The following is a 21380-nucleotide window of genomic DNA, read 5'->3' as shown; positions in this document are numbered from 1 at the left end:
ACGCACCGTGAATTCCTCCGGCGCGGGGCCGGCCCGGCCCATTCCCCCATTCCGCGAAAGGCGGGCGAACCGTGAGCCGACCAGGGGTGCTGCTCGACCGCGACGGCACGATCATCGTCGACAGCGGTTACGTCGGATCGGTCGACCGGGTCGAGTTCATCGACGGCGCGATCGAAGCCATCGCGGCCCTCAACCGCGCCGGCCTGCCGGTGGCCGTGGTCACCAACCAGGCCGGGGTCGCCCGGGGGTACTACGGGATCGAAGACGTGGAGCAGGTCCACAAGTACATGATCGCGGAGCTCGCCCGGCACGGCGCGCACATCGACCTGTGGCTGTTCTGCCCGTACCACACCGACGGCATCGTGCCGGCCTTCGCGCGCCCCAGCGCCGACCGCAAGCCGGGCCCCGGCATGGCGCTCGCCGCCGCGCAGGCGCTCGACCTCGACCTGAGCGCCTCCTGGGTGGTCGGCGACAGCCCGTCGGACGTCGGGCTCGCCGAGTCCGTGGGCGCCCGCGCGCTGCACGTCGGCCCGCCCAGCTCGGCCGTGCACGGCGTCGAGACCTACCCGGACCTGGCCGCCGCCGTCCGGGTGATCCTCGGCTCGGAAGACCTGACGGCGCCGGATGGCCACACCGCGGTGGCCGGCGTGCCGAAGTTCCCGGCCGCGCGGTTCCACCGGGCGGACTCCTTCGGCGGCGCCTACGTCAACGAGATCACCCGCGCGTTCGGCACGGTCGACCTGGAGCAGATCAGCCGCGCGGCCAAGATCCTGACCGCGGCCCACGACCGGGACGCGACGATCTTCGCCTGCGGCAACGGCGGGTCGGCGTCGATCGCCAACCACCTCCAGTGCGACCACCTGAAGGGTGTCCGCAACGGGACCGACCTCACCACGCGGGTGCACAGCCTCTCGACCAACGTCGAGCTGTTCAGCGCGATCGCCAACGACCTCGGGTACGAGCAGGTCTTCGAGTACCAGCTCGAGTCCCAGGCCCGCGCCGGTGACGTCCTCATCGTGATCTCGTCCTCCGGCCGGTCGCCGAACATCGTGCGCGCCCTCGACTGGGCCGCGGCCCACGATGTGGCGACGATCGCGCTCACCGGCTTCGAAGGGGGACCGGCGCGGACCAAGGCGACGGTTTCGGTGCACGTCGACTCCGTCAACTACGGCGTGATCGAAGACGTCCACCAAGGCTGCATGCACCTGCTGGCCCAGTACGTCCGACAAGCGAGGATGACCCCCGATGCCGTTGTCACCCAGACGTTCTGAGCACATGCGCGTCGCCATCAACCTGCTGACCGACGACCCCGGCAACCCGTCGGGCGCGCACTGGTTCTGGACCCGGGTCATCCCCGAGATGGCCCAGCGGCTCGAGGAGCACGAGTCGTTCCACCTGCTGGTGAGCCCGAAGTCGAAGCCGACGCACCAGGGTTACGGCCCGAACGTGCGCTACATCACCTTCCCGTGGTCCAACGAGAAGCGGAACCTCCGCACGCTCTCGGAGCACCTGCTCTCGCCGGTCCGGCTGCCGCTCGGGCGCATCGACGTGCTGAACACGCTGATGGCGCCGATCGTGCGGTCGGCGCCCGGGCTGGTCGCGCACATCAAGACGTTGCACGCCTACACGACGCCCGACGCCATCTCCCGCGGCGCGCGGCTGTACCGGCAGTTCAGCTATCCGCGCACCGTGCAGAAGGCGGACGCGGTCATCCTGAACTCGAACAGCCTCGTCGCCGAGGCCCAGGAATACCTGGACATCGACCCGGCGAAGATCCGGCTGATCCCGGAAGCGGTGGACCACGAGCTCTTCAACCCGGGTGACCGGGAAGAGGCGTTCCAGCACGTCTCGCGGCAGTTCGGGGTGCGGAAGCCGTTCGTGCTGTTCGTGTCGTCGCTGTGGCCGTACAAGAACTGCGAAGGCCTCATCCGCGCGTTCGCCGCGGCGAAGGCCGAGCTGGGCGACCGGCAGCTGGTCGTGGTCGGGCCCGGGCGCGACACCGAGTACGTCGGTGAGCTCAAGGCGCTCGCGGCCGGCCTCGGGATCGGCGACGACGTGCTGTGGGTCGGCGGGGTGCCGCTGACCGAGACCGTGCACTTCTACCGGGCCGCGGACGTGTTCGTGTACCCGTCGCACAACGAGACGTTCGGCCTGCCGATCCTCGAGGCGATGGCCGCGGTCTGCCCGGTGGTGACGTCCGACGTCACCGCGATGCCGGAGACCGCAGGCGGCGCCGCGCTGCTGGCCGACCCGAAGGACCCCGACTCGATCGCCGACGCCATCGTCAAGGCCTGCGGGCCGGAGAACGAGCGCCTGCGCAAGGCCGGCCCGGAGCGGGCCGGCGAGTTCACCTGGGCGGCCACCGCGGAGAAAACGCTGGCCGTCTACCGCGAAGTGCACGCCCTCCGGAGCAGCCGATGAGAGTCCTGGTCACCGGCGGCGCCGGCTTCATCGGGTCGCACACGTGCGACCGGCTCGTCGAGCTCGGCCACGAGGTCACGGTGCTGGACGCGCTCGTCTCGCCCGTCCACCGCGACGGCAGGCCGAACCACCTGACCCCCGGCGTCGACTTCTTCGAGGGCGACGTCCGCGACCGCGACCTGGTGCGCAACCTGCTGCGCCGGACCGACGCCGTCTACCACTTCGCCGCCTACCAGGACTACCTGCCGGACTTCGCGAAGTTCACCGACGTCAACGTGACGTCGACGGCGATGATCTACGAGATCATCGTCGCCGAGCGGCTCGACATCTCCCGCGTGGTCGTGGCCTCGTCGCAGGCCGCGATGGGCGAGGGGCTCTACCGGTGTCCCGAGCACGGTGAGCAGACCCCCGACATGCGCCCGGAAAGCCGCCTGAAGGCCGCGCAGTGGGACGTCCGCTGCCGGGAGTGCGACGGCCCGCTCACCATGCTGGCGACGCCGGAGCGCGTCTCGAACCCGCAGAACGCCTACGGGATGTCCAAGCACGGCGAAGAAGTCGTCGCGGTGAACCTCGGCCGGCGGTACGGGATCCCGACCGTCGCCCTGCGGTACAGCATCGTCCAGGGCCCACGGCAGTCGGTCTACAACGCGTATTCGGGCGCCTGCCGCATCTTCAACCTGCACTACCTCCTCGGCAGCGCGCCGACGCTCTACGAAGACGGCCAGGCGATCCGCGACTACGTCAACATCCACGACGTCGTCGACGCGAACGTCCTGGTGCTGACCGACCCGCGCGCCGCGGGCCGCGTGTTCAACGTCGGCGGCGGCGAGGCGTACACGACGCAGCAGTTCTCCGACGTCGTGCAGCGGCACTACGGCTCGGCGGAGGCCGGCGTGATCAGCGGTGAGTACCGCTTCGGCGACACGCGGCACATCCTCTCCGACATCGACGCGCTCAAGGAGCTCGGCTGGAAGCCGCAGCGCTCGCCGGCGGAGTCCGTCGCCGAGTACGCCGCGTGGCTGCGGGACATGCCCGGCCTCGACGAGATCCTCACCCAGGCCAACGCGAAGATGCGCTCGCTAGGCGTCGTCCGGAAGGCCGGCGCGTGAAGGCCTTCCTGCTCGCCGCCGGCCTCGGCAGCCGGCTGCGGCCGCTGACCGACCGCGTGCCGAAGTGCCTGGTGCCGGTCGGCGGCCGGCCGATGCTCGACATCTGGCTGGACGCGCTCGAGGGCGCCGGTGTCGACGAGGTGCTGGTCAACCTGCACCACCTCGCGCCGCTGGTCCGCGCGCACCTCGCCGGGCGCCGCGGCGGGCCCGCGGTGCACCTGGTGGAGGAGCCGGAGCTGCTCGGCAGCGCCGGAACCCTGGCGGCCAACCGGAAGTTCGTCGAGAACGAGGACAGCTTCCTCGCCCTCAACGCCGACAACCTGACCGACTTCGACGTCCGCGTCCTGATCGACGCGCACACCGCCGGCGGCGCCCTCGCGACGCTGTCGCTGTTCCACGCGGCGGAGCCGTCGCGGTGCGGCATCGTGACCGTGGACGACGAGGGTGTGGTCACCGCGTTCCACGAGAAGCCGGAGAACCCGCCGGGCGACCTGGCGAACGCCGGGATGTACGCGTTCACCCCGGAGGTCCTCGACCTGATCGGACCGGCGCCGCGCGACATCGGCTTCCACCTGCTGCCGCAGCTGGTCGGCCGGGCGCGGACGGTCTCGATCGGCGACGCGTACTTCCTCGACATCGGCACGCCCGAAGCGCTCGCGAGCGCGCGGGACCACTGGGAGAGGCGAGCAGGATGATCATCACCCGCACCCCGCTGCGCATCGGCCTCGTCGGAGGCGGCACGGACCTGCCGGTGTACTACCGGGAACACGGCGGCCGTGTGCTCAACGCGGCCATCGACAAGTACATCTACGTCGTCGTGAAGCAGCGCTTCGACGACGACATCTACGTGAACTACTCGAAGAAGGAAATCGTCTCGCGGGTCGAGGACCTCGAGCACGAGCTCGTCCGCGAGGCCATGCACATGACCGGCGTGCGCGGCGGCGTCGAGATCACCACGCTCGCGGACATCCCGTCGTCCGGGTCCGGGCTGGGGTCGTCGTCCTCGGTCACGGTCGGGCTGCTGCACGCGCTGTTCGCCTACCAGGGCCGTCAGGTGACGGCGGAGGAGCTCGCGGACCGGGCGTGCACCATCGAGATCGACCGCTGCGGCAAGCCCATCGGCAAGCAGGACCAGTACGCGGCGGCCTACGGCGGCCTGTGCGACCTGAACTTCGGCCCCGGCGACGACACCGTGGTGAAGCGGATCGAGCTGCCGCGGCCGCAGTGGCGGGCGCTGCAGGACGAGCTGATGCTCTTCTACACCGGCGTCACCCGCAGCGCGAACAACATCCTCGGCGAGCAGACGGCGAACGTCGGCGACCGGCTGCCGCAGCTCAAGCAGCTGCGCGACCTCGCCGGCGAGGCGGCCGACGGCCTGCGCGCGCTCGACGTGAGCGCGCTGGGCAACGCGCTGCGCAAGAGCTGGGACGCCAAGCGCGCGCTGGCGTCGGGGGTGTCGAACCCGCAGATCGACGAGGCCGTGGAAGCGGCGCTCGCGGCGGGCGCGTCCGGGGCCAAGGTGACCGGGGCCGGCGGCGGTGGCTTCCTGCTCGTCACCTGCCCGCTGGAGCACCAGCAGGCGGTCCGGAACGGGCTGCCGGGGATGAAGGAGCTGCCGATCCAGCTCGAGCGGCAGGGCTCGCGCGTGATCTTCAACGTGCACCAGGACATTTGGAGCTGACCGGCCGCGTGCGCGCCTATGATCGAAATGTGGCTCGGTGGATCCTTCGGTGACGCGCGTGGGGTTGCCCGACGCCGCGCCCGCCCTGCCCGGGCCGGTGCGGGTGCCGCTGTTCGCCGTCGCGGTCGTCGCCGCGGTGGTGGCCTTGGTGCTGGGGTTCCTGTTCCACGGCCACACCCTCGGCACCGACCTGGACGAGTCCGTCTACCGGTCGCTGCGGGGGAGCATCGAGCCGCCGTTCGCCTACGGCGTGGCCTGGGTGATCGGCACGGCCGGTGATCCCGTGGTGGCGGGTCCGCTCGCCGTCCTGCTCGCGTTTTTGTTCCGCGCGGCCGGCCAGACCCGGCTCGCCGTGCTCGTGATCGCCGGTCCGGTGGTCACCGGGGCCGTCACGACGTTGGCGAAGCCGATCGCGGGCCGGTACATCAACGGCGACAACCTGTCCTACCCCAGCGGGCACACGGCGTTCCTGACCTCCCTCGGCCTGGTCGTCGGGCTGTTCCTCACCACCCGCAACGAGCTCGGGCGGCTCGCCGGGACGGCCGTGGTGCTGGCGCTCGGGCTCGTCTGCGCGGCGGCGATGTCGTGGTCGCAGGTGTCCGACCGGGTGCACTACCTTTCCGACACCTTCGGGGGTTTCTGCGTCGCCGTGGCACTGGTGACGGCGACGGCGGCCACTGTGGACGCCGTCATCGATAGGGTGAAAGCCCGCCGCTGAAACCGGTTCCGGCCTTATCGTTGCCGACGTGAAGTCGTTGGCGGTTCTGGTGTTCCTGCTCGCGGTCGTCGTCCCGGCGCCGGCCGCGAACGCCGACCCGGCGCGCGCCGCGGTGTGCGACAGCAAGGAGCTCCTCGGCCCGGACACCCCGCCCGCGGGCGCGGTCGTCGTCCCGGCCGGGCGCCTGAACGGCAGCGACCTCGAGACCCCGGGCGCGACCTACTGGTTCGCCCCCGGCGTGCACACCCTGGCCCCGGGCGAGTTCTCCCAGCTGTCCCCGGCCGACGGCGCGACCTTCGTCGGCGCGCCGGGCGCGATCCTGGACGGCAACCACGACAACCGGTACGCCTTCACCGGCCGCGCCACCGGCGTCACCATCCGGTACCTGACGATCACCGGGTTCGCCGCGCCGCGCGACGAAGGTGTGGTGAACCACGACTCCGGCAACGGCTGGCTGGTCGAGCACACCACGCTGGTCCGCAACGACGGCGCGGCGCTGATGGCCGGCGCGGAGAACACGATCCGCGGGAACTGCCTGCGCGACAACGGCCAGTACGGCCTCAACGCCTACCAGGCCGGCAACGGGATCCGGCGGCTGGTGGTCGAGGGCAACGAGTTCACCGGGAACAACACGGCCGACTGGGAGTCGAAGGTCCCGGGCTGCGGCTGCACGGGCGCGGCGAAGTTCTGGGCCGTCGACGGCGCCGACGTCCGCGGCAACTGGATCCACGACAACCGCGGCCCCGGCCTCTGGGCGGACACGAACGACAACGACTTCCTCATCGAGGACAACGTCATCGAGAACAACGACGACGTGGGGATCTTCTACGAGATCTCGTACAACGCGACGATCCGCGGCAACGACCTGCGCGGCAACGGCCGGGTGGCGGGCCGCCGCGCGGCGGAGCGCGGCGACCCGTTCCCGGTGGGCGCGATCTACCTGTCCGAAGCGGGCGGCGACGCCCGGGTGGCCGCCCGCGTCGCGAAGATCGAAGTGACGGGCAACCGCCTGGAGGACAACTGGGACGGCATCGTCGCCTGGGCCAACGCGGACCGCTTCTGCAACTCCCCGGCGTCGACGACGTCGGACTGCACCCGGATCGTGGGGCCGTCGAACACCTCGCGCTGCGCGGCGCCGGCGATCAGCTCGGCGCCGTTGTACCGGGACTGTCGCTGGTGGACGTCCGAACTGGACATCCACGACAACGTGTTCAGTTTTGATCCGGCGGCGTGTGCGTCCCGGCCGTGCGGCCGGATGGCGTTGTTCGCGAACGTGGGAACGGTGCCCACGTGGTCCCCGTACCAGGGCGACGTGATCCAGCGCGACATGCTCCACACGGCGGGCAACCGCTGGCACGACAACAAGTACGAGGGTCCGTGGCAGTTCATGGCGGGCGACATGGCGACGACGGTCCCGGCCGGAGTGTGGACCGGGCCGTCGTACGGCCAGGACGCGGGGAGCACCTTCGCCGGGTGACCCCGCTTGGGCTCAGGCGAACCGGCGGAACACCGGCCGCACCGGCCGCCCGCCCATCCACGGCGTGGGATCCCCGGCGTCCAGCGCCTTCCGGTACACCGTGCAGGCCTGCGCGACCACATCGATCGTCTTGTCGATGTCCGCGTCGGTGAGACCCGCGCTGACCACAAAGGACGGACCCAGCACCCCGCCGGACACCAGCTCCCGCAGGAACAACGTCCGGTACGGCTGTGACGGCTTCCCCTCTTCGTCCAGCGTCCCGAAGACCAGGTTGCTCGCCCGCCCGCGCACGACCACGTGCTCCTCGACGCCGATGCCCGCCGCCACCTCGCGGACGCCGGCGGCCAGCCGGTCGCCCAGTGCGTGCAGGCGGGCGATGACGTCCTCGTCGCGGTACACGTCCATCACCGCCATGGCCGCGGCCAGCGAGTGCGTCTCCGCGCCGTGCGTGGTCGAGAGCAGGAAGACCCGCTCGCGGTCGCCGGCGCGCAGGCCGCCCAGCTCCATCAGCTCGCGCTTGCCCGCGAGGGCCGAGACCGCGAAGCCGTTGCCGAGGGCCTTGCCGAACGTCGAGAGGTCCGGCGTCACGCCGTACAGACCCTGCGCGCCGTGGGCGGACCAGCGGAAGCCGGTGATCATCTCGTCGAAGATCAGGACCACGCCGTGGCGTGTCGCGAGCTCGCGCAGGCCGCGCAGGTAACCCGGCGGGGGGCCGACGACCGTCGCCGGCTCCAGGATCAGGCACGCGATCTCGCCTTCGTGCCGGCGCAGCAGCTCCTCCGTCGCCGGGAGGTCGCCGTACGGGAACGACAGGGTCGCGTCCGTCGTCTCGTCCGGGATGCCCGCGTTCATCGGCGTGGTGCCGATGAACCAGTCGTCGGTCGAGAAGAACGCGTGGTCGGCGCACTTCGCGACGAGCTTGCGGCCGGTCGCGGCGCGGGCCAGGCGGACCGCCGCCGTCGTGGCGTCCGAGCCGTTCTTGGTGAACTTCACCATGTCGGCCGTCGGCACGTTCTCGAGGAACCGCTCGGCGGCCTCGGCCTCGATGATCGACGGCCGGATGAAGTTGCTGCCCTTCTCCAGCTCGTCGCGGACGGCCGCGACCACCCGCGGGTGCGCGTGGCCCAGGCTGACCGCTCGCAGTCCGGAGCCGTACTCGATGTACTCGTTGCCGTCGACGTCCCAGACGTGGCCGCCGCGGCCGTGGGAGATGACCGGAGCCATCCCTTCGGGATACTGGTCCGAGCCCTTGGCGTAGGTGTGCGCACCGCCGGGGACGACCCGGTGCAGCCGCTCGTTCGCCGCCGCGGAGCGGGGCAGGTTCGTTCCCATGGGGATCACCTCGTTGGTTTCAACGCCTCTCCGAGAGACGGCGCGCGCTCATCCCGGTCACTGACCATTGTGACCGCCAGTGGCCACGAAATGTCCAATTCAGGGTCTTTGTACGAAATTGTGATGTCTTCGGCGGGATCGTGGGCCCGGTCGATACGGTACGAAACGTCCGAGGGATCGGTGAGTGACTGGAACCCGTGCGCGCAGCCCGCCGGGATGTACACCGAAACCTGCGTGTCACCGGAGAGTTCGAACGTCTTCACATTGCGGTACGTCGGCGAATCCGGGCGGAGGTCCACCACGACGTCGAAGACCGCGCCGTGCGAGCACCGCACCAGCTTGGCCTCGCCGGCGCCGCCGCGCAGGTGCATCCCGCGGACGACTCCCTTGCGGGACCGGGAAAGGCTGTCCTGGACGAAGCCGTCCGGGTTGATGCCCACCGCGGCGACGACGTCGCGGTCGAACGTCCGGCTGAAGAACCCGCGCTGGTCGGGGAACGGCGTCGGCTCGAAGAGGTACACCCCGTCGATCTCGGGGACCGGAATGGCCTTCACGCCGCACCTCCGTCGATGACGAGCTTCGAAAGCTCGGTGAACTGGTCTTCGACGCGGGCAGCCATCTCTTCGGCCCGCCGTTCGATGGTTCCGGTGACTTCGGCGCGGTTTTCCTCCAGCCGGCGGAAAAGCGCCACCAGCCGGTCGAAGTCGGGCTCGCGCGCCGAAATGCAGAACTCCTCGACACCCATCGACGCCATCAGCACGTCGCTCTTGCGCGCGTACCCGAACGAAACGGTCGGTTTTGCGGACTTCAGCGCGCACAGGACGTTGTGGTACCGCGTGGCCACGATCGTGTCGGTCGCCGCCATCTGCGCCATCAGGTCGCCCAGCGACTTCAGCGGCTGGGTGGTGACGTCGGCGTCCGGCCGGTGCGCGACGGCGTCCGCGATGACCTCGCCGGGCACGTCGAGGTCGGCGACGTCGCCGATGAACAGCCGGACCGGGCGGCCCTCGTCCACCATCAGCCGCACGAAGCGCTTCACGGCGTCGAGGTAGGACGCGTTGATCTGCTCGGCGCGAGCGCGGTCGTCGTTGCCGCCGTGGAACTCCATCAGCCCGACGCCGACCGCGCCGGTCGAAGGCTGCGGTGTAGGCGCGGGCAGCGCGAAGGCGAGGTCGGGGAAGACGTGGTCGTCGCGGACGTCCACACCCATCCGGCCGAGCGCCGCCCGGGAGTGCTCGTCGCGGAACGACCGGTAGTGCGCCAGGCGGGCCGCGCGCGAGACGACCCACCGGGTCCCGCGCTTGCGCACGTAGTCCGCGCCGACGCTGACGAGCGCGACCTTGGCGCCGGTCAGCCGCGCGGTGATCCCCAGCCACAGCAGGGAGTACGGCAGCGCCCACGGCCGGATCGGCAGCGTCGCTTCGAGCACGCCCATGCCGGGCACGATGACGACGTCCTGCTTGCGGACCCAGCGCCAGGTGCGGACCGGGTCGAGGAGCTTGCCGAGCACCTTGAGCGCCGCGGCCCGCACCCCGGTCGCGTCCCCGGCGTGCGGTTCGTACCACTGCAGGTGCGTCGCCGGCGCGCCGTAGCGCGCGGTGAGCTCTTCCGGGCCCATGGCGAGGAAGTCGAGCCGGACGTCGGGGTACCGGCGGCGCACGTAGGCGAGGACCGCCTCGAGGGAGCCGTCGTTGCCGAGGTTGCCCGAGCCGAGGATGCCGAAGAAGCCGATCCGCGTCACGCCATCAGCCCGATCTTCCGCAGCGGCTTGCCGCCGAGCCATTCGGCCATGACGCCGTAGCAGTGCCGGCGCTCGGTCGCCGTCAGCGGCGCGTCCCGGATCGCGGAGACGTACCCGGCGAGGTACTCGCCGAAGAGCCGGGCCTTCGACTGGCCCGCCCGCCGCGGGTCGAGGTTGGTGCACACCCGCTGGACCGTGCCGAGGTTGTCGCCGCGGCCGGGGTGCTCCCGGCGGAAGAACATGACCTCGGGCACCTGGATGAACGGGCCGTGCAGGGCGAGCTCGCCGACGAACTTGCGGCCGGCGTTGTGGTAGCTGTCGTGCGGCGGGATCCGGCGCAGCACCGCGGTCCGGATGACGCCGTAGAAGTCGTCGCCGCCTTCGCGGAACATCAGGTCGCGGAACCGGACCGCCGGGTCGGGCGAGTCGGTCGCGAGCTGGTAGTCGTAGTTCTCGAGGATCTCGCCGCGCTCGTCGACGATCGCCATGTACGAGTGGGCGAGGACGGCTTCCGGGTGCTCGTCGAGCGTCCGGACGCACGCCTCGATCAACCCGGGGGCGAACAGGTCGTCGTGGGCGGCCCACTTGAAGAGCTCACCGCGGGCCGCGCGGACCAGGAAGTCGTGGTTGGGCGCCGCGCCGATGTTACGCGGCTGCCGGATATAGCGGATCCGGTCGTCCTTCGCGGCGTACTTCTCGCAGATCTCCCGGGTGCCGTCCGCCGACGCGTTGTCCGAGATGACCAGTTCGTAGTCGGTGTAGGTCTGCGCGAGCAGGGCTTCCAGCGCCTCGGCGAGGTAGTTCTCCCCGTTGTAGACCGGAAGTCCGATGGTCAGCCGTGGTGCGCCGGTCATGGTGTCCTCGTTTCCTGAGGGGTTTCCGAAGGGGTCCGGGTGTGTGCGCGTACCGCGAGGTGGAGCTGGGTCCACCAGATGAAGGCGGCGGTGAACGTGGCCGAGGCGACACCCCAGCCCGACCCGACCGCGCCGCCGACCACGGCGCCGCCGAGGCCGCCCGCCACGTAGAGCACCGAGGCGATCAGCTGGCAGCGCATGCTGCGGCGGGCCGCGCCCAGCGCGCGCAGGCCGGTCGCCGCGCCGCCGATGAAACTGGCGTTGAACACCGAGAACGTGGCCGGGAGGATCAGCAGCCGCGCGGTGTGCCAGACGTCGCCGAGGACGAACTCGCCGAGCCGGTCGTTGAGCACCAGCAGCAGCGTGACGCCCCACAGCAGCGCGGCGAAGGCCTGCGCCCCGCCGAGGACGAAGCAGAACTTCATGAGCTTGTGGACGTTCCGCTTCACCACCCGCGCGGCTTCGGGCACCGCGACGAAGGCGAGTCCCATGAGGACGGCGACGAACGGCCCGAGCAGCAGCTCACCGCCGCGGACCGTGCCGACGGCCGCGACCCCGGCGATCGCGCCGAGGCCGTACATCCGGATCTGCGAGCCGCTGCTGTTGCTCACGTTTTCGACGAGGTAGCGGGTGCCGAGGTCGCGGTGGTCCCGCAGCCAGGTGCGGACGCCGGCGAGGCTCGGCCGCAGCCGCGTCTGCACGTAGCCGTACCCCGCGGCCACCGCCGCGCCGCCGCCCCACGCGAGCAGGAACGTGACGACGTTGGCGTACATGCTCGCCAGCAGCATCGTGGGGATCATCGCGACGGCCCAGACGACGTCGTTCAGGAACGCCTTCTGGCCTTCGCCCGCGGCGAAGAACGCGAACCGCCAGGTGTCCTGCAGCAGCAGGAACGGCAGGATGATCCCGAGGGCGACGAACGCGGAGCCGAGCTGGCCGCCGACCGCGATGCCGAAGAGCACACTGAGGATCCCCGCGGCGACGCCGATGACCAGGCCGGTCGCCGACGCCCGGGCCACGGCCGCGCGCCAGAGCCCGGTCTCGACCCCGCTGAACCGCACGATCAGCGGGTCCGTCGCCAGGCCGCGGGAGATGTTGATCAGGACGCCGTAGGTCACCCAGGCGAGGCTGAACAGGCCGAACGCCGTCACACCCAGCTCGCGCGCGACGAAGATGCCGATGGCGAAGTTGGTCAGGCTGGAGACGGCCTGGTCGCCCAGGCCCCAGGAGAGCCGCCCCGCCATCGCCTTGAGACCGCGGGACGGGCGGACGGCGCGGTGCTGACCGGTCGTCATCCCGCTCACTCCTTGACCAGACCGGCGTCGTGCAGGGCACGCGCCGCGACGTCGACGATGTCGAAGGGCAGGCCGGCGCGCTCGGCGATGTCCAGCAGGCTGTGCTCGCCGTCGGAGAGGTTGAGCACCCACAGCATCGCCATCTGGGCCTGCTTGGCGTCGCTGCGGCCGCCGAGCGAGTCGTACAGCCCGCGCTTGCCGAGCTGCGGCTCGCCGTACGGGCTGAGGTTGACGTACCGGCGGTTGCGGTCCAGGACGCCGAACGCGTCCGTCAGGGCGCCGAGCGTGTCCTCCATGGCCGACGGCGAAACGAAGGCCGGGTTGTCGGCGGAGGTGTGGTACTCGGGGTAGCCCGCGTACGGCGTCCGCGTCAGCGACCCGACCCCGAGGTTGAAGCCCGGCGAGCAGAACTGGCGCTCGTCGTAGCCGTACGGCGAAAAGTCGATGACGCGGTGTTCGCGCGTCTTCAGCACGTGCTGCACGACGCGGTCGATCTCGGCGTCATCGCGGCGAGACTTCTTGTAGGTCAACGGTCCCGTGTCACCCGCGCACGCCAGCACGAGCCCGTGCTTGACCCGCTCGATGCGCTCGGCGTTGCGCGCGAGCCAGGTGATCGAGCCGATCGTGCCCGGCATGAACAGGAACCGGTAGGTGTAGTGCGGCTGCGTCTCGGCCAGCTGCTGGGCCAGCGAGATCGCGACGGCGATGCCGGCGAGGTTGTCGTTGGCCAGCGACGGGTGGCAGACGTGGCACGACACGATGACCTCGTCGGACACGCGACCCGGGACGACGTGCTCGCCGTAGGTCAGCGAGCCGTCGGCCAGGGTCGAGTCGATGACGACGTCGTAGTCGCCGTCGGGCAGCGCGTCGAGCTTCTCCTGCGCGAGGCAGAAGCCCCAGGCCGGGGCGTAGTAGCTGGTCCGGTAGGGCACCCACGACGGCTGGTCCGGCAGCGTGTGCAGGTGCGCCCGCAGCTCGCTCAGCGGCATCCGCTCGCGCACCGGGACGCTGTACCCGACGACGTGCAGGTTCGACTCCCGGAAGTCGATTACCCGCTCACCCGAAGGCGCCGCGACGTAGGCGTCGCGGATGTTCCACTCCTGCGGGATGGTCCAGTCCAGCACCTGGGTGCCGGTCGGGACCTCGTGCCGCTCGAGAGCGATGTGCTCGCCCGCGATGTCCAGGGTCTGCCGCACGCCGTCACCGGTGATGCTGCGGCAGATCGGGTACAGCCGTTCGACCAGGGCGTGCAGTTCCGCCCCGGTCCGCAGCCGCGTGCCCGCCACTAACGCCGCCGCAGGGTGTCGTCGACGCGGCCGGCTTCGCCCTCGCTCTTCAGCCAGGCGAGCCGGGTGAACAGCTGCTGGAACGACTCCTTGGTGAGCCCGAACCGGCGGTAGGCCTCGATGAGCTCGACGGCGCCGTCCTTGACCGACCACTCGCAGGCGAAGCCCGGGATGGCGGCGCGGAAGCGCGAGAAGTCGACGCGGTAGGAGCGCGGGTCGGCGCCGGCCTCGCCGGTGATGTTCAGCGTCGAGCCCGGCACGGCCTCGACGACCTCCTGGGCGATCTCGGCGACGGTGACGTTGTTGTCCTCGGTGCCGATGTTGAAGGCCTTGTTGTGCACGGCCTCCTTCGGCGCCGTCAGGGCCGCGGTGAACGCGCGGGCGATGTCCTGGGCGTGCACGAGCGGCCGCCATGGCGTGCCGTCGGAGAGCACCAGCACCTCGCCGGACAGGTGCGCGTGCGCGGTCAGGTTGTTCAGCACGATGTCGCCGCGCAGCCGGGGCGAGTAGCCGAACGCGGTCGCGTTGCGCATGTAGACCGGGGTGAAGTCGTCGTCGGCGAGCTCGTGGACGTCGGCCTCGACGCGCACCTTCGACTCGGCGTACGGCGTCACCGGCTTCAGCGGGGCGTCCTCGTCGACCAGGAGGTCGCCGCCGGCGCCGTAGACCGAGCAGGTCGACGCGTAGAGGTACCGCTGCACGCCGGCGTCCTTGGCCAGCTTCGCGAGCTTCACCGACGCGTGGTGGTTGATGTCGTAGGTCAGCTCCGGCGCGAGCGAGCCGAGCGGGTCGTTCGACAGCGCGGCCAGGTGGATCACGGCGTCGAAGCCCTCGACGTGCTTCGCTTCGACGTCGCGCAGGTCGACGACGTGCCCGGCCGGGTCGGCCGGGACGGGTCCGAGCAGGCACTCTTCGAACAGCCCGGAGTCCAGGCCGACGACCTCGTGACCGGCGGCGGCGAGCACCGGGGCCATCACCGTCCCCAGGTAGCCCTTATGCCCCGTCAGCAACACCCGCATCGGATCAGCCCTTCAGGTCGAGAGTGAGTTTCTTGACGAAAAACGCTTCGGCGTACTTCGCGGCGGCTTCGATCCCGCGGATCCGGGCCAGCCCGAGGAACGCCTCGCGGTCGTACCAGGGCCGGTGCCGCTGGGACGCGTAGTGCGTCTGCAGCAGCCGGACCTTCTCCTCGGCGACGTCTTCGTCCAGGGGCTGGTAGACCGACGGCGCGCCGAGGTCGCCGTCCCACTTGACGATCTCGTAGCCGAGCGCGAGGTGGTCGCGGAACGCGGTCGGCACCAGCTTGGCCAGCCCGCGGTGGTCCTGGTGGGCGTCGTCGGTGCGCGGCGCCAGGATGAGATCCGGCTCGGTCCGCCGCCGCAGCTCCTCCAGGGCGTTCTTGGCCTCTTCCCAGTGCGCCGGGAACCGGCCGTCCGGCAGCTTCAGCACCGTGACGTCGAGCTGCGCGCCCGGGCAGAACGCCGCGAGCGCGGCCCGCTCCTCGTCCTCGCGGTGCGTGCCGCCGCCGGAGAGGACCAGCGCGTCGACCTTGAGCCCGGGACGCGCGGCGCAGAGCGTCAGCAGGGTGCCGCCGGCACCGATCGCGACGTCGTCGCAGTGCGCGCCGAGGGCGACGACCCCGCCGAGCCGTCCCGGCCGGAGCCCGATCACGCGGTGCTCGCGACGGGCCGCTCCCAGAGCGCCCAGGGCTTCTTGCCGTGCGTGTACGCGTCGTCGAGCGCGGCGCGTTCCTTGACGGTGTCGGTCGGCTTCCAGAACCCGCGGTACGGGTAGGCGAGGAGGCGGCCGCGCTTGGCCAGCTCACCGCAGCCGTCGGCGACCAGGTCGCCGTTCTCCGGGATGTGGTCGAACACTTCCTGCCGCAGCACGAAGTATCCACCGTTTTCCCACAGCGGCATTTCGCTGACCGCGGTGATCGCGCCGACCATGCCGCCTTCGTCCATTTCCACGCAGTGGAACGACGACTGCGGCGGCACGACCATCATCGACGCGCCGGCGTCAGTGTTCTTGAAGCGCTCGATCATGTCCGGCAACGGCGCGTCGGAAAGGACGTCGGCGTAGTTCGCGAGGAACATCTCGTCGCCGTCGAGGTAGTCGCGCACGCGGCGCAGGCGCTCACCGATCGGCGACTCGATCCCGGTCTGCACGAAGGTGATCGTCCAGTCCGCGATGTCGGTCGACAGCAGCTCCGCCTTGCCGTCGCGGAGGATGAAGTCGTTGGAAATGGTTTCCTGGTAGTTCAGGAAGAAGTTCTTGATGTGCGCCGCGCCGTAGCCGAGGCACAGGATGAACTCGGTGTGGCCGAAATGCGCGTAGTACCGCATGACGTGCCAGATGAGCGGTCTCGGACCGACCATCGCCATCGGCTTCGGGACGTCGTCGGCCGCGCCGTTGCGCATCCGCATCCCGTAACCACCGCAGAAGAGGACGACCTTCACTTCACTGCACCTCGACGATTTCCAGGCGGGGAATGGGGAACACGAGCTTTCCGCCCCAGGCACCCACGAACGACAGCTGTTCGGTCAGTTCCTCCCGGAGGTTCCACGGGAGGACGAGCACGTAGTCGGGCCGGTCGGCTTCGATCCGCTCCGGGGGCAGCACGGGAATGCGCGTGCCCGGGGTGAACCGCCCGTGCTTGTACGGGTTGCGATCGACCGTGTACTGCAGCAGGTCCGTCCGGATGCCGCAGTGGTTCAGCAGGGTGTTGCCCTTGCCCGGGGCGCCGTAACCGACGACGGTCTTCCCGTCGTTGCGCGCCTCGATGAGGAACTTCAGCAGGTCCAGCCGCACGCGGGTGACGCGCTCGGCGAACTCGGTGTACCCGGACAGCTCGTGCAGCCCGGCGGCCTTTTCGCGCTCCAGGACGTCGGTCATCCGCTCGCTGGGCTCGCCCGCGACCCCGTCGGGACGCGCCCACAGCCGGATCGACCCACCGTGCGTCGGCACGAGTTCGACGTCGACCACGGTCAGGCCGCCGGTCGCCAGCGCGCGGCGGGCGGATTCGACCGTGTAGTACTGGAAGTGCTCGTGGTAGATCGTGTCGTACTGGTTCTTCTCGATCAGCGTGAGCAGGTGCTGGACCTCGATGGAGACCCAGCCGTCGTCCGCGACCAGGGCGCGCAGGCCCTTGGTGAAGCCGAGGACGTCGGGGATGTGCGCGTAGACGTTGTTGGCGGCGACGAGGTCGGCCGGGCCGTGCTCGTCGCGCACCTGGTTGCCGGTCTCCTCGGAGAGGAAGGCCGTGAGGGTGGGCACGCCGGCGTCCCGCGCCGCCTGCCCGACGTTCACCGAAGGTTCGACACCCAGACACCGGATCCCGTGCCCGACGACGTGCTTGAGCAGGTAACCGTCGTTGCTGGCGACCTCGACGACGAAGGACTTCTCGTCCAGGCCCAGCCGCTCGACGGAACCGTCGACGAACCGCTTCGCGTGCTCCACCCACGACGTCGAGAAGGAGGAGAAGTACGCGTACTCGGTGAAGGTGTCATCCGGGTCGATCAGCGGCGGGATCTGCGCCAGCCAGCACTCGGTGCACACGATGAGGTGCAGCGGGAAGGTGGCTTCCGGCTCGTCGAGCTGCTCGGCGGTCAGGAATCGCTCACACGGGGGAGTCGCGCCGAGGTCCACGACACTGGCCGTGTTTGTCGAACCGCAGAGTCGACATGTGGTCATCTACCAGGCTCCTTGGCTCGCGGTCGCGATATGCGTTAAACACGTCGAGCAGGGGCGGACCGTCGTTACAGCGACGCGTGGCGGCCTGGTGGACCGATTCGGAACCGCAACCTGAATGGCCTAACTGTGGTGAAAATCACCCGGCGTGCGTGAGTGTACCCGTAACGTCCACTGTGGACGCGGGTCCTGGGCCGGCCGGGTCACGACCTGGAGGCGTTCGGTCACCGAGGAGGGGCATGGCGGGCGACATCTCCCTGTCGAAGGACACGCACTGGGCGGTCGCGTCCTGGGCGTTCCACTGGGCGAGCGAGTTCCTGGTGGAGCACGTGAAAGACCCCGAAGCGGGCGAACTCCTGCGTGAGATCGTCGAAAACAACATCAAGATGATCAACCTCGACGACTTCGGGACAGCCGCGCGAGCGGAGATGTTGCTCCTCCTGCGTGAGGAAGTCCTCCCGGATGCGGAGAAGCGGCTGCCGCCGGAAATGCCGGACCGAGCCGGCGCGCTGGCGGTGCTGGCCGAACTCCGCGACAAGGCCATCGCTGTTTCCGCCTGACCCGCCAGGTCCGGTGTTCGCCGAGCGCGGAGTCGGCCCGTGGTCACGGCCTGACGGGTCCTAGGCTGGCCGGATGAGTTCGGAGACGGGTCCCCGGCTGAGCGGGGTCGCGGGTGTGGTGCTGACGATCCGCTTCCTGACGGAGCTGGCCCTCCTGGGCGGCCTCACCCTGGCCGGCACCCAGCTCGGCGCCGGCGTGGCACTGGCGATCGTCGACGCGGTCCTGCTACCGGTCGCGGCGGCGGCGATCTGGGGCCTGTTCATCGCGCCGAGGGCCCGCCGGCGGCTGGGGGAGCCGGCCCGCTTCCTGGTGGAGTTCGCCCTGTTCGCGGTGACCGGGGTGGTCCTGGCCCTGGTGGGCTGGGTGGTGACAGGAGTCGTGCTGGCCGTGGTCGGCATCGGCGTCGCGGCGCTCACCCGCCGCGTCGCCAAGGACGGCTGACGCCGGCATCTTGCCGATCGCGACTTGCTCAAATGGGCATCGATGTCATCGGCCTGCTGGCCGGACCGGTCGCCGAGATCTCGGCCGGCGCGGTGGTGACGCCGGAAGGAGCCGAAGTCCTCGGTGCGGTCGCGGGTGGTGCCACCGCCATGGCGATCGACAACACCCCGGAGCCGGGCATCGAGCAGGCGGACACCATCAACCAGGCGGAGCAGAAGATCGCCGGCCGCCGAGGGGCACGACGTGAAGGCGGTCAAGCCTTCGAACGTGCCAGGCGTGCGCCGGCGGGCAGGGCGCGGAAATCGTCATCGACGGCTGGACCGCTGTCGGCCCATGACCGGAGTGATCAGGAGATGTCCAGCTGATGGCCACCCACGTCCAGATCTTCCTGCGGCCTTGGGGAGCCCGGTCCACGCAGTCCGTCGTGGACGAGTCTCCACCCTGACCGGGGTGCCGTTGCCGCGGGAGCCGGGTTACGAGGACGAGGCATACGCCGGTGTGCGTGACGACATCGCGGTGGAATTGTTCGTCGGCCACGGTTACGAAGACGATGACGACATGCCGTTCGGCAGTCATCCGTTCATGCTTCGCTTCCGGAGTCTCAGCAGAGATGCCGATGCTGCTCAGGTCGTCTTGAAAAAGGTTTATGCCGCCTTGGCGAAAGCCGGTCACTATTCGCTGTTCGCCACGTATGACCTGCAATACCGGCTCGATCTCGAGTGATCAGCCGGCTGAGGGCTGCCTCGCGGACGTGGTTCCGCGAGGCAGCCTTCGCCTAGATCTTTTCGGCCGCCGGAATCACATCAGTGCCGAACTTCTCCAGCACCGCGGTCTTGTGCACGTGCGGGACCGCGCCCAGGGCTACGTCGATGCCGAGCCCGTTCAGACGCTCCAGTTCCGCGAGCAGCGGGCCCGTCTTCGAGCCGTCTTCGCCGATGTCGAGGACGTGGTAGACCGTCTTCGTGATCGTGTCGTAGTCGCGGCCCTCGGTGTCGCAGTGCCGCTTCAGGACGTCGAGCTTGTGCTCCAGCTCCGGGCTGTTGAAGAGGTTGCACTGGTCGGCGTACTTCGCGACCAGCCGCAGCGTCTTCTTCTCGCCGCCGCCGCCGATCATGATCGGCGGGCGGGGCTTCGACAGCGCCTGCGGCACGTTGAGCAGGCGGGATGCGTCGAAGTGCTTGCTCTTGAACGGCCCGTCGCCGTCGGCCCACATCTGCAGCACGTACTGGAGGTTCTCCTCCAGCAGCTCGAACCGCTCGGCGACCGGCGGGAACGGGAAGCCGAGCCCGCGGGACTCCTCCTCGTTCCAGCCCGCGCCGATGCCGAGGATCGCGCGGCCGCCGGAGAGCACGTCCAGCGTCGTGATCGCCTTGGCCAGCACGCCCGGGTGCCGGTAGAGCACACCGGTGACGACGGTCAGCAGCTTGGCGCGTTCGGTGTGCGCCGCGATGAAGCCCAGGGCGGTGTACGCCTCGAGCATGTCGTTCTCGACGGGACCGACCCCGGCGATCTGGAAGAAGTGGTCCATGACGGCGATGGAGTCGAAGCCCGCCTGGTCGGCGGTGCGGACGACGGAGGCGAGGTCGGCGCCCAGCGCGGACGCCCCGTTCGGCCAGGTGAAGTCGGGGATCTGCAGTCCGAGTTTCATAGTCTCCGACCGTATACCTGGAGTTACGCCAGCTGCCGGGTCAAAAATCGCGGATCACGGAAACCCTGCCGTGCAAGGGATCGGTGACGAACACCGTGCGCGTCCGCTGGTCGACCGCGACGTCGCCGGGGTTGACGCCCAGCGACAGCTCGCCGGTGAGCGTGCCGCCCGTTCCGTCGATCCGGCTCAGGCCGTTCTGCCCGCCGTTGGTGTACACCGTGTTCGTGCCCTGGTGCACGGCCAGCGCGGAGGATTCGCTGCGCAGCAACACGGTCTTGCGCTCGGTGCGCGTCGCGGCGTCCACAATGGACATGTGGTGGATGCCGGAGTTGGCCACGTACACCGTGCCGCTCGCGGCGTGCACCGCGACGGCGGTCGGCCGCGCGCCGACCTTCACGCTCCCGACGAACTTCCCGCTGTCGATCGAGAACACCTCGACCGAGTCCGTGCCGGTGCTGGCGCAGTAGGCGAGCTTGCGGCCGGGGTCGACCGCGATCCCCCCGAGGCTCGGCTTCGGGCCCGGGACGAGCGCCGCGAGCGTGCAGCTCACGCCGTCGAGCACGGCGAGCGTGCCGGTGCCGCCGCTGGCCGCGTAGACGCGGTTGGCCTGCTCGTCCACGGCCAGCGCGGACGCGCCGGCGCCCGCGCCGATGACGCTCACCAGGTCGTGGGTCCGCCCGTCCAGCACCACGACGGTGCCCGCCGGCGGGTTCGCGACGTAGATCCGGCCGGCCTTCGGGTCGACGGCGACGTCGGCCGGCGCCCCGCCGACGTGCACCTCGGCGACGACCGACGCGCTCTGCGGGTCGACCACCGAGACCGTCCCGGAGTCGGGATCCGCGACGTACGCGAGCCCGGTGACCGGATTCACCGCGACCCCGGTGGGGGCCCCGCCGACCTCGACCGAGCGGACGTCCTCCGCCCACGCGGACCCGGGCAGGGCCAGGGCGCCGGCACCCGCCGTGACCAGGGCGAACAGGGTCCGCCGGCGTATCTGGCGACCTCGCATCGGCGCCTCCGCTCGTGATCAACTCGCCGTCCGAGCGTAACCCGCCGGACGATCACGTGAAGGAACTTCGCGTCCCCCGATCGCGTTGTTTCCCTTGGGTAACCCCGGGGAACAGAG

General features: G+C 70.2%; 23 protein-coding genes. 11 read left to right on the top strand and 12 right to left on the bottom strand.

Going from position 1 to position 21380, the window contains the following annotated elements:
• Positions 1–71: 71 nt before the first annotated feature.
• The 7 genes from ACZ63J_RS12590 to ACZ63J_RS12560 are packed head-to-tail and all read left to right on the top strand — an operon-like array spanning position 72 to position 7406.
• Positions 72–1271: an HAD-IIIA family hydrolase gene (locus tag ACZ63J_RS12590; protein ID WP_465336018.1), complete on the top strand. Its 1200-nt coding sequence runs from the start codon at positions 72–74 to the stop codon at positions 1269–1271.
• A gap of 4 nt (positions 1272–1275) precedes the next feature.
• A complete protein-coding gene (locus ACZ63J_RS12585) occupies positions 1276–2421 on the top strand; it encodes a glycosyltransferase family 4 protein (RefSeq protein WP_465439435.1) in 1146 nt (381 codons plus the stop codon).
• Entirely contained in the window at positions 2418–3530 is a 1113-nt protein-coding gene (locus ACZ63J_RS12580) for an NAD-dependent epimerase/dehydratase family protein (protein WP_465439433.1), read from the top strand. Before ACZ63J_RS12585 ends, ACZ63J_RS12580 begins: the two co-directional genes overlap by 4 nt.
• Positions 3527–4225 (top strand): nucleotidyltransferase family protein, encoded by a 699-nt coding sequence (locus ACZ63J_RS12575; RefSeq protein WP_465439432.1) that lies wholly within the window; start codon positions 3527–3529, stop codon positions 4223–4225. Before ACZ63J_RS12580 ends, ACZ63J_RS12575 begins: the two co-directional genes overlap by 4 nt.
• Positions 4222–5211: a GHMP family kinase ATP-binding protein gene (locus ACZ63J_RS12570; RefSeq protein WP_465439430.1), complete on the top strand. Its 990-nt coding sequence runs from the start codon at positions 4222–4224 to the stop codon at positions 5209–5211. Before ACZ63J_RS12575 ends, ACZ63J_RS12570 begins: the two co-directional genes overlap by 4 nt.
• A 49-nt stretch (positions 5212–5260) precedes the next feature.
• On the top strand, positions 5261–5929 hold the full coding sequence (locus tag ACZ63J_RS12565; RefSeq protein ID WP_465403573.1) for a phosphatase PAP2 family protein: 669 nt from the start codon (positions 5261–5263) through the stop codon (positions 5927–5929).
• A 28-nt stretch (positions 5930–5957) separates the two neighbouring features.
• Positions 5958–7406 carry a right-handed parallel beta-helix repeat-containing protein gene (locus ACZ63J_RS12560; protein WP_465403575.1) on the top strand — a complete coding sequence of 483 codons (1449 nt, stop codon included), beginning with the start codon at positions 5958–5960 and terminating at the stop codon, positions 7404–7406.
• 12 nt (positions 7407–7418) lie between these two features.
• Here ACZ63J_RS12560 and ACZ63J_RS12555 read toward each other — a convergent pair whose 3' ends face one another.
• Genes ACZ63J_RS12555 through ACZ63J_RS12510 form a run of 10 tightly spaced genes read right to left on the bottom strand, consistent with a single transcriptional unit; the run spans position 7419 to position 17607 of the window.
• A complete protein-coding gene (locus tag ACZ63J_RS12555; RefSeq protein WP_465439428.1) occupies positions 7419–8738 on the bottom strand; it encodes a glutamate-1-semialdehyde 2,1-aminomutase in 1320 nt (439 codons plus the stop codon).
• A gap of 5 nt (positions 8739–8743) precedes the next feature.
• On the bottom strand, positions 8744–9292 hold the full coding sequence (rfbC, locus tag ACZ63J_RS12550; protein WP_465439426.1) for a dTDP-4-dehydrorhamnose 3,5-epimerase: 549 nt from the start codon (positions 9290–9292) through the stop codon (positions 8744–8746).
• Positions 9289–10479, bottom strand: coding sequence for a polysaccharide pyruvyl transferase family protein (locus tag ACZ63J_RS12545; RefSeq protein ID WP_465439424.1), 1191 nt, complete (start codon positions 10477–10479; stop codon positions 9289–9291). The genes rfbC and ACZ63J_RS12545 overlap by 4 nt, the downstream gene beginning before the upstream one ends.
• Positions 10476–11333: a glycosyltransferase family 2 protein gene (locus ACZ63J_RS12540; RefSeq protein WP_465336009.1), complete on the bottom strand. Its 858-nt coding sequence runs from the start codon at positions 11331–11333 to the stop codon at positions 10476–10478. The genes ACZ63J_RS12545 and ACZ63J_RS12540 overlap by 4 nt, the downstream gene beginning before the upstream one ends.
• Complete coding sequence (locus ACZ63J_RS12535) at positions 11330–12628, bottom strand: hypothetical protein (RefSeq protein WP_465439422.1); 1299 nt, start codon at positions 12626–12628, stop codon at positions 11330–11332. Before ACZ63J_RS12535 ends, ACZ63J_RS12540 begins: the two co-directional genes overlap by 4 nt.
• Positions 12629–12633: 5 nt before the next feature.
• Positions 12634–13914, bottom strand: coding sequence for a DUF4910 domain-containing protein (locus ACZ63J_RS12530; RefSeq protein ID WP_465439420.1), 1281 nt, complete (start codon positions 13912–13914; stop codon positions 12634–12636).
• Complete coding sequence (locus tag ACZ63J_RS12525; protein ID WP_465439418.1) at positions 13914–14933, bottom strand: NAD-dependent epimerase/dehydratase family protein; 1020 nt, start codon at positions 14931–14933, stop codon at positions 13914–13916. Before ACZ63J_RS12525 ends, ACZ63J_RS12530 begins: the two co-directional genes overlap by 1 nt.
• 4 nt (positions 14934–14937) lie before the next feature.
• Positions 14938–15585, bottom strand: a complete 648-nt coding sequence (locus ACZ63J_RS12520; RefSeq protein WP_465336004.1) for a PIG-L deacetylase family protein — start codon at positions 15583–15585, stop codon at positions 14938–14940.
• Positions 15582–16373, bottom strand: coding sequence for a sugar phosphate nucleotidyltransferase (locus tag ACZ63J_RS12515; protein WP_465336003.1), 792 nt, complete (start codon positions 16371–16373; stop codon positions 15582–15584). Before ACZ63J_RS12515 ends, ACZ63J_RS12520 begins: the two co-directional genes overlap by 4 nt.
• Position 16374: 1 nt before the next feature.
• Positions 16375–17607, bottom strand: coding sequence for a class I SAM-dependent methyltransferase (locus ACZ63J_RS12510; protein ID WP_465403589.1), 1233 nt, complete (start codon positions 17605–17607; stop codon positions 16375–16377).
• Positions 17608–17843: 236 nt separating this feature from the next.
• On the opposite strand from ACZ63J_RS12510, the gene ACZ63J_RS12505 reads away from it, so the two are divergent.
• From ACZ63J_RS12505 to ACZ63J_RS12490, 4 genes are all read left to right on the top strand, one after another.
• Complete coding sequence (locus ACZ63J_RS12505; protein ID WP_465403591.1) at positions 17844–18164, top strand: hypothetical protein; 321 nt, start codon at positions 17844–17846, stop codon at positions 18162–18164.
• Positions 18165–18237: 73 nt separating this feature from the next.
• Positions 18238–18606, top strand: a complete 369-nt coding sequence (locus ACZ63J_RS12500; RefSeq protein WP_465403593.1) for a YrdB family protein — start codon at positions 18238–18240, stop codon at positions 18604–18606.
• Between the two features lie 32 nt (positions 18607–18638).
• On the top strand, positions 18639–18971 hold the full coding sequence (locus ACZ63J_RS12495; protein WP_465403595.1) for a hypothetical protein: 333 nt from the start codon (positions 18639–18641) through the stop codon (positions 18969–18971).
• 85 nt (positions 18972–19056) lie between these two features.
• The gene (locus ACZ63J_RS12490) at positions 19057–19329 is read left to right on the top strand and encodes a hypothetical protein (protein ID WP_465403597.1); all 273 of its coding nucleotides are present in this window, start codon (positions 19057–19059) and stop codon (positions 19327–19329) included.
• A 52-nt stretch (positions 19330–19381) separates the two neighbouring features.
• Here the strand turns inward: ACZ63J_RS12490 and ACZ63J_RS12485 are convergent, their stop codons facing one another.
• Both ACZ63J_RS12485 and ACZ63J_RS12480 read right to left on the bottom strand, forming a co-directional pair.
• Positions 19382–20254, bottom strand: a complete 873-nt coding sequence (locus ACZ63J_RS12485) for an LLM class F420-dependent oxidoreductase (protein ID WP_465403599.1) — start codon at positions 20252–20254, stop codon at positions 19382–19384.
• A 40-nt stretch (positions 20255–20294) separates the two neighbouring features.
• On the bottom strand, positions 20295–21263 hold the full coding sequence (locus ACZ63J_RS12480) for a YncE family protein (RefSeq protein ID WP_465403601.1): 969 nt from the start codon (positions 21261–21263) through the stop codon (positions 20295–20297).
• Between the last annotated feature and the right edge of the window lie 117 nt (positions 21264–21380).

It is taken from the genome of Amycolatopsis sp. NPDC104863, from assembly GCF_055582965.1.
The sequence above is the reverse complement of the archived record's forward strand: the minus strand, read 5'-3'. Positions and strand labels throughout refer to the sequence as shown.